Here is a 7,309-nt window from a genome sequence, read left to right as displayed (position 1 = left end):
CTCCCCCGAGGGGCCGCCCCCGCCCTGCGGCGTACCCTCGGTCCTGGAACGAGACAGGGCCACGATCCCACCCACAACGCCCTGGGGGCGCGCGCGCCGGAGGTCAGCCGTTGAACGACGCCGGGTGCGGGCCGGTGCGGCCGTCGCGCTCCAGCCCGTCGATGGCGGCGAGCTCGGCGTCCGTGAGGTCGAAGCCGAAGACGTCGTGGTTCGCGGCGATGCGCGCGGGCGTCACCGACTTGGGGATGACGACGCGGCCCTGCTGCAGGTGCCAGCGCAGCACCACCTGTGCGGGCGTGACACCGTGCGCACGGGCGGCGTCGACGACGGGCGCGTCGCCCAGCACGGCACCCTGTGCCAGCGGGCTCCACGCCTCGGTCACCGCACCGTGGCGGGCGTTCGCCGCGACGGTGTCGCGGTTCTGCAGCGCGGGATGCAGCTCCACCTGGTTCACGACCGGGGTGCTGCCGCCGAGGGCGGCGACGCGGTCGAGGTGCTCGGGCAGGAAGTTGGACACGCCGATCGACGTCGCGAGGCCGGCGGCGCGCAGGTCCTCCAGGCCCTGCCAGGCGTCGAGGTAGTCGTCCGTCGCGGGGGTCGGCCAGTGGATGAGGTACAGGTCCACGCGGTCGAGGCCGAGCTTCTCGAGGCTCTGCTCGAGGCCCTCGCGGGCGGCGGCGCGGCCCAGCCGGTCGATCCACAGCTTGGTGGTGACGAACAGGTCGTCGCGGGCGACGCCCGACTCCGCCAGGGCGCGGCCGACGCCGCGCTCGTTGCCGTAGACGGCGGCCGTGTCGATGCTGCGGTAGCCCGCGTCGAGCGCGGCGCTCACCGCCGCCGTGGTCTCGGCGTCGGGCACCTGGAAGACGCCGAAGCCGAGCTGGGGCATGGCGTTGCCGTCGGCGAGGGAGACGGTGGGGACGTTCGCGGTCATGAGATGGGTCCTTCCGGTGGTGCGGTGCTGAGGTTCTGGGGATGTCAGACGGCGGTCGGCGCGAGCTCGCGCTCACGCTCGGCGGCGCGGGGGCGGGCGAGCTCGCCGCCGCGGGTGCGGACGGCGACCAGCAGGACGCCGAGCCCGGCGACCGTGACGGCCGCGCCGACCCACAGGGGCGACGTGTAGCCCGCCCCGGCGGCGAGGGCGAGGCCCGCCGCCCAGGCGCCGAACGCGTTGCCGACGTTGAACGCGGCGATGTTGGCGCCGGAACCGAGGGTCGGCGCGGCGTCGGTGTACCGCATGATGCGGGTCTGCAGCGCGGGCACGGTCGCGAAGCCGAAGCCGCCCATGAGCAGCAGGCCGACGACGGTCGCGGCCTTGCTCTGCGCGGTGAGGGCGAAGAGGACGAGGACGACGGCCAGCACCGCGATGACGGTGACGAGCGCCTTGACGAGGTTCCGGTCGGCGGCGCGGCCGCCCAGCACGTTGCCCGTGACCGTGCCGACGCCGAACACGACGAGCAGCCACGGGACGGCGGCGCTGCTGAACCCGCTCACCCCGGTGAGCGTGAACGCGATGTAGCTGAAGGCGCCGAACATGCCGCCGTAGCCGAGCACGGTGACCGCCATCGACAGCCAGACCTGGCGGCCGCGGAAGATGCGGAACTCCGAGAGCACGGAGCCGGTGGAGCGGTGCGCGGTGCGCGGCACGAGCACGGCGATGCCGACCAGGCCGAGCACGCCCACGGCGGTGACGGCCCAGAACGTGGCGCGCCAGCCCGCCGCCTGGCCGAGGAACGTGCCGAGCGGCACCCCCGCGACGTTCGCGACGGTGAGGCCCGCGAACATGATCGAGATGGCGGCCGCGCGTCGGTTCGCCGGGACCAGGTCGGCCGCGACGACCGCGCCGATCCCGAAGAACGCGCCGTGGCACAGCGCCGCGACGACCCGGCCGACCATCGTCATGCCGTAGGTGGGGGCGACGGCGCACAGCAGGTTGCCGACGATGAACAGGACCATGAGCAGCAGGAGCGCCCGCTTGCGCGGCACGCGGGACAGCGCCGCCGTCATGGCGATGGCTCCGACGGCGACGGACAGGGCGTAGCCGGAGATGAGGTAGCCGGCCACCGGCTCGGTGACGCCGAAGTCGGCGGCCACCTCCGGGAGCAGGCCCATGATGACGAACTCGGTGAGTCCGATGCCGAAGCCCCCGAGGGCAAGGGCGTACAGCGCGGCAGGCATCGAGGCCTCCAGGGTCGGGAGAGGGGAACGTTGCGTACGCAGTAGTTGCACGCGCAACGTTCTAGATAGTTGCACACGCGCTATATCGGCGCAAGGCGCTATGCTGTGACCCGGGCGACGGGACACCGGGCCCGACGACGAGGCCCGCGAGGAGGCCGACATGGGAATCGCCGACGACGCCGTCGAGATCCGCGCGCGCGGCTGGCGCACGCTCGCCGCGCTGCACGGGCTGATCGAGACGGACCTGGAACGAGCGCTGCAGAAGGAGCACCAGCTCTCCGTCGTGGAGTTCACCGTGCTCGACGCGCTCAGCCGCCAGGACGGCTGGCACATGCGCATGCAGCAGCTCGCGCGCGCCGCCGCGCTCTCCAGCAGCGCCACGACGCGCCTCGTCACCCGCCTCGAGGACCGCGGCCTGCTCACGCGCATCCTGTGCGCCGACGACCGCCGCGGCATCTACACCGAGCTCACGCCCGCCGGCCGCGCCCTGCTGAAGCAGGCCCGGCCCACGCACGACCGCGCGCTCGAGGAGGCGCTCACGCGCGCCGAGGACATCCCGGAGATCGCGCCGCTCGCGTCGTCGCTGCACGAGGTCGCCGCGGTCTGACGGCGGCGCCGGCGCCCCCGGGCGTGTCGGCGCCCGGTGCCACGCTGCGGGGATGCCGATCACCGTGGACGAGCTCCGTGAACACTTCCTCGCCGCCTGGGGCCCCGACACCTGCTACCCGCACATGAGCGCCGAGTGGACCCCCGAGCGCCCCTCGCGCGACCAGTGCGGCATGACCGCCCTGGTCGTCCAGGACGTCCTCGGCGGCGACCTGGTCCTCGCCGAGGTCCACGTCGACGGGGCGCAGATCGGCCACCACTACTGGAACCGGCTGCCGGACGGCACGGACGTCGACCTCACGGCGGACCAGTTCCGCCCCGAGGAGACGGTCGTCGGCGGCACGGTGGTCGTCAGGCCGCCGGACGCGCCCCGCTACCACCGGGAGCAGTACGAGCTCCTCCGCGACCGGGTCCTCGCCGCGCTGGGCGCCGCGTCCGAGCGCTGAGCCGAGCGCGGGACCTGCCCCTCAGGGACGCGGCTCGACCGCGCCGCGCGGGATCCCCGCCGTGGCGAGCAGGTCCTCGTGCAGCTCCATCCACGCCCCGTGGACGGAGGCCGCGCCGACCCCCGCCACGCGCGCGCCGTCGCCGGCCCGCGCCGCCGCCAGGGCGTCGTCGAGCCGCACGTCGTAGCCCGCGTACCGGGCGAGCTCGCCGGTGAGCTCGGCGAGCACCGGGCGTACCCCGTCGACGACGGCGCCCAGCTCGTCGAGCACCCGGCCGTCCCACGACGCGTCCCGGTGGTCGTTGACGTCGAGCCGTCCGCCGTCCGAGGGCCGCAGCTGCCAGTCGGTGCACGCCTTCAGCAGCCGCGCGTTCAGCGGGGCGAACGCGGTGACCGCCTCGCGCACGACGGCGGCGGCGCGTCCCGACGCGTCGGCGGCCAGCTCGGCGGCGAGCCGGCGCTCGCCCTCGGTCCGCCCGCGCTCCGTGAGGGACCAGCCGCCGGTGCCGGCGAACTCCGCCCAGGCCACGTGGCCGTGCGCCTCGAGGTCGAGCAGGTGCTCGCGGGCGTCGTCCACGGCGAGCCCCGACCGTTCGGCGACGGCCGCGTCGTCCGCCGTGCCGCGCACGCGGACGGCATGGAGCACGAGCAGCTCGGGCTCGGACGCGCGGCTCACGGCGCCTCCCCCGCTCCCGCGGACCTCGCGACGAGCCGGTCGAGCCGCTGCTGCACCGCCTGCGGGGAGCCGAGGCCCAGCGCAGACGCCATCCGGCCCCAGGTGTGCCCGGCGGCGCGCGCGGTGAACAGCGCGGCGGTCTCGAGCTGCTCCGCCTCGGCCCTCGCCCCGGGCACGAGCGCGAGGGCGGCGAGCGCCCCGGCGGCGTCCTGCTCGGACGTGAGCTCCCCGCGCGCGGACCGCCACAGGTAGTGCCGCACGAGGTCTGTCGCCGACGGCGGCACGGGCGCCGGCTGCCAGGGGCGCGGCGCGAGCGCGTCGCCGCCCAGGTCGAGCAGCACGCGGCGGGCGCGGGCCTCGCCGGCGGCGGCCCCCTGGTCGTGCGCGTGGTCGTCCGGGAGTGGCTTGCGTTCCATCCCGCGACCGTGCACCATCAACGAACTATTGTCAACGATCCGTTGACGCTGCCGCCGTGACGTCCGTCCCTGGCGGCCGTCGACGGCATCTCGGAGAGCGACCTGCGGGGACGGAGGTGCGGCGTGCGGGCAGTCGTTGCGCTCGAGCGGGCGACGTCGGAGCACGGTGCCAAGGCGACCGGGCTCGGCGCGTTGCGGCGGGCCGGGCTGCCGGTGCCGGACGGCTTCGTCCTCCCGGCCTCCCTCGACCATGTCGACCTCCGCGCCGCCGTCGACGGAGCGCTCGACGTGCTCGGGCGGCGCTCGGCCGTGGCCGTGCGGTCGTCGGCGACGGACGAGGACGGCCCGCGCGCGTCCGCGGCCGGGCAGTACGACACCCTGCTCGGCGTGTCCGGCACGGACGCCGTCGTCGAGGCCGTCGCGGCCTGTCGGGCGTCGTCCACCGGGCCGCGGGCCACGGCCTACCGGGCGGCGACGTCCGGCACCCCCGCTCGCGCTCCCTCCGCCGCCGACGTCGCGGTCGTCGTGCAGCGGCTGGTCGACGCGCGCGCGGCGGGCGTGCTGTTCACGGGCGACGGACGCACGGTCGTCGAGGCCTCGTGGGGGCTGGGCGAGAGCGTGGTGCAGGGCGCCGTCGACCCCGACCGGTGGACCGTCGCGGACGGCCGCGTCGTCGAGCGTCGTACGGGGAGCAAGCGCACCCGCGTCGACCGTTCCCCCGCCGGGACGACCACCCGCGACGTCCCGCCGTCGGACCGCGACCGCCCCTGCCTCGACGACGACATCGTGCTGCGCCTCGCCGCGCTCGGGCACCGGGTCGCGGACCTGTGCGGCGGGCCGCAGGACGTCGAGTGGGCGGTGGACGACGCCGGCACCGTCTGGCTCCTCCAGGCCCGCCCGGTCACGGCCGCCCTCCCCGCCGGCGGTCGGGAGCGGGCGTCTGGCCCCGGTCCGAGGGCAGAACGGACCCCGTCGCCCGCTCACAGCGACGGCGTGCGGCTCGCGGGCACGGGGGCGAGCGGCGGCCGGGCGAGCGGGCCGGCGCGGGTGGTGCGCGGGCCGGACGACTTCGGCGCCGTCCGGCCCGGCGACGTCCTGGTGTGCCGCGAGACCGACCCCGCGTGGACGCCGCTGTTCGGCGTGGTCGCCGCCGTCGTCACCGAGACGGGCGGGCTGCTGTCGCACGCGGCGATCGTCGCGCGCGAGCTGCGGTTGCCTGCCGTGCTCGGCGTGCCCGCCGCGACCGCCGTCCTGCACGACGCCGGGACGGTGACGGTCGACGGCGACGCGGGCACGGTCGCGACCGCCTGACCTGGACACGGGCTGGACGGTCCATGGACGGCCCCGCCCGCTCGTGGAAGCATCCGACCATGACCACGACGGCGTCCCGCCGCGACGCGCTGCCGGGGCGGGGCCGGCCCGTCGAGCACGCCCTCGACCCGTTCACGACGGCGCCGCCGGCGGCGTGGGGCCTGCGGGTGCTGGCCACGCTCCTCGACTCCGCGCTCGTGGCGGCGGTGGCCTTCCTCGCGACGGGCGCCGCGCCGACCCTCGCCGCGCTCCCGGGCCTGGGCAGGCCCGGCGGGGCGGGCGGCGCGGCCTGGACGGCGGGAGCGCTGCTCGCGCTCGGGATCCTCCAGGCGTACACGGGCATGACGCCGGGCAAGCGGGTGGCCCACGTCGCGGTGGTCGACGACCGCACCGGCCGGCCGATCGGGCTGACGGGCACCGTGCTGCGCTGGTTCGCGCACGTGCTCGACGCCATCCTGCTGATCGGCTACCTGCGCTCGGCGTTCCGGAAGGACGGCCGCACCTTCGCCGACTCGCTGCTCGGCACCGTCGCCGTCCGCACCACGGCGCCGCCCCCGCACCCGCTCGTCGCGCGGCTACGGGCCTCCCGCGACCGGCACGCGTCCTGGGTGCGCTGGCCGCGCCCCGCCACCGGCGTCGTCGCGTTCGTGCTGTGCGTGCCCGCCGCCGGGATGAGCCTGCTGGCCGGTTCGGGCGCCCGGTCCGAGGGGCCCGTCGTCGTCGGGTCCTGCCAGCTCACGGACGAGAGCGCCGACGTGTCGGCCTGGGCGACGATCGTCGCGCAGCGCACGGAGAGCTGGGAGTCACGGCTGGGCATCCACGGCAACGGGACGACGACGTGGCGCCTCGGCGCGCGGTGGACCGTGCCCGCGGACTGGCCGACGCGGCCTACCGGCACCCCCACGCTCGAGGCCCGCGCCGCCGGCGACGAGCCCGCCACGACCGCCCCCGACGACGGCGACGCGGGCTGGGCCGACGGAACCTGGCCGGTGGCGGCGCAGGACGCGGCGGACGGCCCGCCCACGACGCTCCGGTCCAAGACCCTCGTGACGCACGACGAGCTCGCCGACGGGTGGGCCGCCACCGTCCTCGACGGGGTCGGCGAGTGCGGCACGGCGCTCACCCTCCCGCTGGACCCCGACCTGGCGACCTGACGCGACGTCAGGGGCGGAACCTCGTCTGCCCGTGCGGCGACTTGGCGAACGCGAGCACCTTGTCGACCACGACGCGGTAGACGAGCGCGCGCTGGCCGTGCGGGTCGAAGGACTCGTCGTCGTTCTCGAAGTCCCAGGCGTCGCCGTACTTGGCGCGGAAGCCGTCGGCGAGCCGGCGGAGCTCCGGCTCGCCGGTCGCGCGGACGACGACGCCCTCCACGACGACGTCGAGCCCGGAGTCCCACTCCGGGGACCCGATCGTCACGGCCACGTGCGGGCTGTGCGCGAGGTTGTGGGCCTTCTGCTCGCCCGGGCCGGTGCAGAAGACGAAGCCGTCGTCGGTCCACAGCCCGACGAGCGGTGTGACGTGCGGGCGGCCGTCCGCCCGGACGGTGACGAGCCGGTAGAGGGTCGCGGCCGTCAGCGCGGCCTCGACCTCCGGCCAGGGGGTGGGCGCGGTGGCCTCGCTGAAGCGGGCGTCGAGGGTTCCGGTGGGGGTCATGACAGGACAGACCCGCCGGAC

Annotated in this window: 9 protein-coding genes; 4 read left to right on the top strand and 5 right to left on the bottom strand. The window is 76.2% G+C overall.

From position 1 onward, the window contains the following. Positions 1-103: 103 nt before the first annotated feature. Positions 104-934 (bottom strand): aldo/keto reductase, encoded by an 831-nt coding sequence (locus ACFWEK_RS16465; protein ID WP_430554730.1) that lies wholly within the window; start codon positions 932-934, stop codon positions 104-106. Positions 935-978: 44 nt separating this feature from the next. Further along, positions 979-2,178 (bottom strand): MFS transporter, encoded by a 1,200-nt coding sequence (locus ACFWEK_RS16460; RefSeq protein ID WP_430554729.1) that lies wholly within the window; start codon positions 2,176-2,178, stop codon positions 979-981. Positions 2,179-2,338: 160 nt separating this feature from the next. On the opposite strand from ACFWEK_RS16460, the gene ACFWEK_RS16455 reads away from it, so the two are divergent. Beyond that, positions 2,339-2,785 (top strand): MarR family winged helix-turn-helix transcriptional regulator, encoded by a 447-nt coding sequence (locus ACFWEK_RS16455; protein ID WP_430544671.1) that lies wholly within the window; start codon positions 2,339-2,341, stop codon positions 2,783-2,785. Between the two features lie 52 nt (positions 2,786-2,837). Continuing rightward, positions 2,838-3,230, top strand: a complete 393-nt coding sequence (locus ACFWEK_RS16450) for a hypothetical protein (protein WP_430554728.1) — start codon at positions 2,838-2,840, stop codon at positions 3,228-3,230. A 21-nt stretch (positions 3,231-3,251) separates the two neighbouring features. Here the strand turns inward: ACFWEK_RS16450 and ACFWEK_RS16445 are convergent, their stop codons facing one another. Further along, entirely contained in the window at positions 3,252-3,905 is a 654-nt protein-coding gene (locus ACFWEK_RS16445; RefSeq protein ID WP_430554727.1) for a transcriptional regulator, read from the bottom strand. Beyond that, on the bottom strand, positions 3,902-4,321 hold the full coding sequence (locus ACFWEK_RS16440) for a DNA-binding protein (protein WP_430544674.1): 420 nt from the start codon (positions 4,319-4,321) through the stop codon (positions 3,902-3,904). The genes ACFWEK_RS16445 and ACFWEK_RS16440 overlap by 4 nt, the downstream gene beginning before the upstream one ends. Before the next feature lie 123 nt (positions 4,322-4,444). On the opposite strand from ACFWEK_RS16440, the gene ACFWEK_RS16435 reads away from it, so the two are divergent. Beyond that, positions 4,445-5,632 (top strand): PEP/pyruvate-binding domain-containing protein, encoded by a 1,188-nt coding sequence (locus ACFWEK_RS16435; protein ID WP_430554726.1) that lies wholly within the window; start codon positions 4,445-4,447, stop codon positions 5,630-5,632. Between the two features lie 59 nt (positions 5,633-5,691). Further along, entirely contained in the window at positions 5,692-6,786 is a 1,095-nt protein-coding gene (locus ACFWEK_RS16430) for an RDD family protein (protein WP_430554725.1), read from the top strand. A gap of 7 nt (positions 6,787-6,793) precedes the next feature. Here ACFWEK_RS16430 and ACFWEK_RS16425 read toward each other — a convergent pair. Then, positions 6,794-7,309 (bottom strand): pyridoxamine 5'-phosphate oxidase family protein (locus tag ACFWEK_RS16425; RefSeq protein WP_430554724.1); only part of this gene is annotated, 516 nt, incomplete at its 5' end.

Source organism: Isoptericola sp. NPDC060257 (assembly GCF_042726645.1).
In the GTDB taxonomy this organism is placed as follows: Bacteria; Actinomycetota; Actinomycetes; order Actinomycetales; family Cellulomonadaceae; genus Isoptericola; species Isoptericola nanjingensis.
The sequence above is the reverse complement of the archived record's forward strand: the minus strand, read 5'-3'. Positions and strand labels throughout refer to the sequence as shown.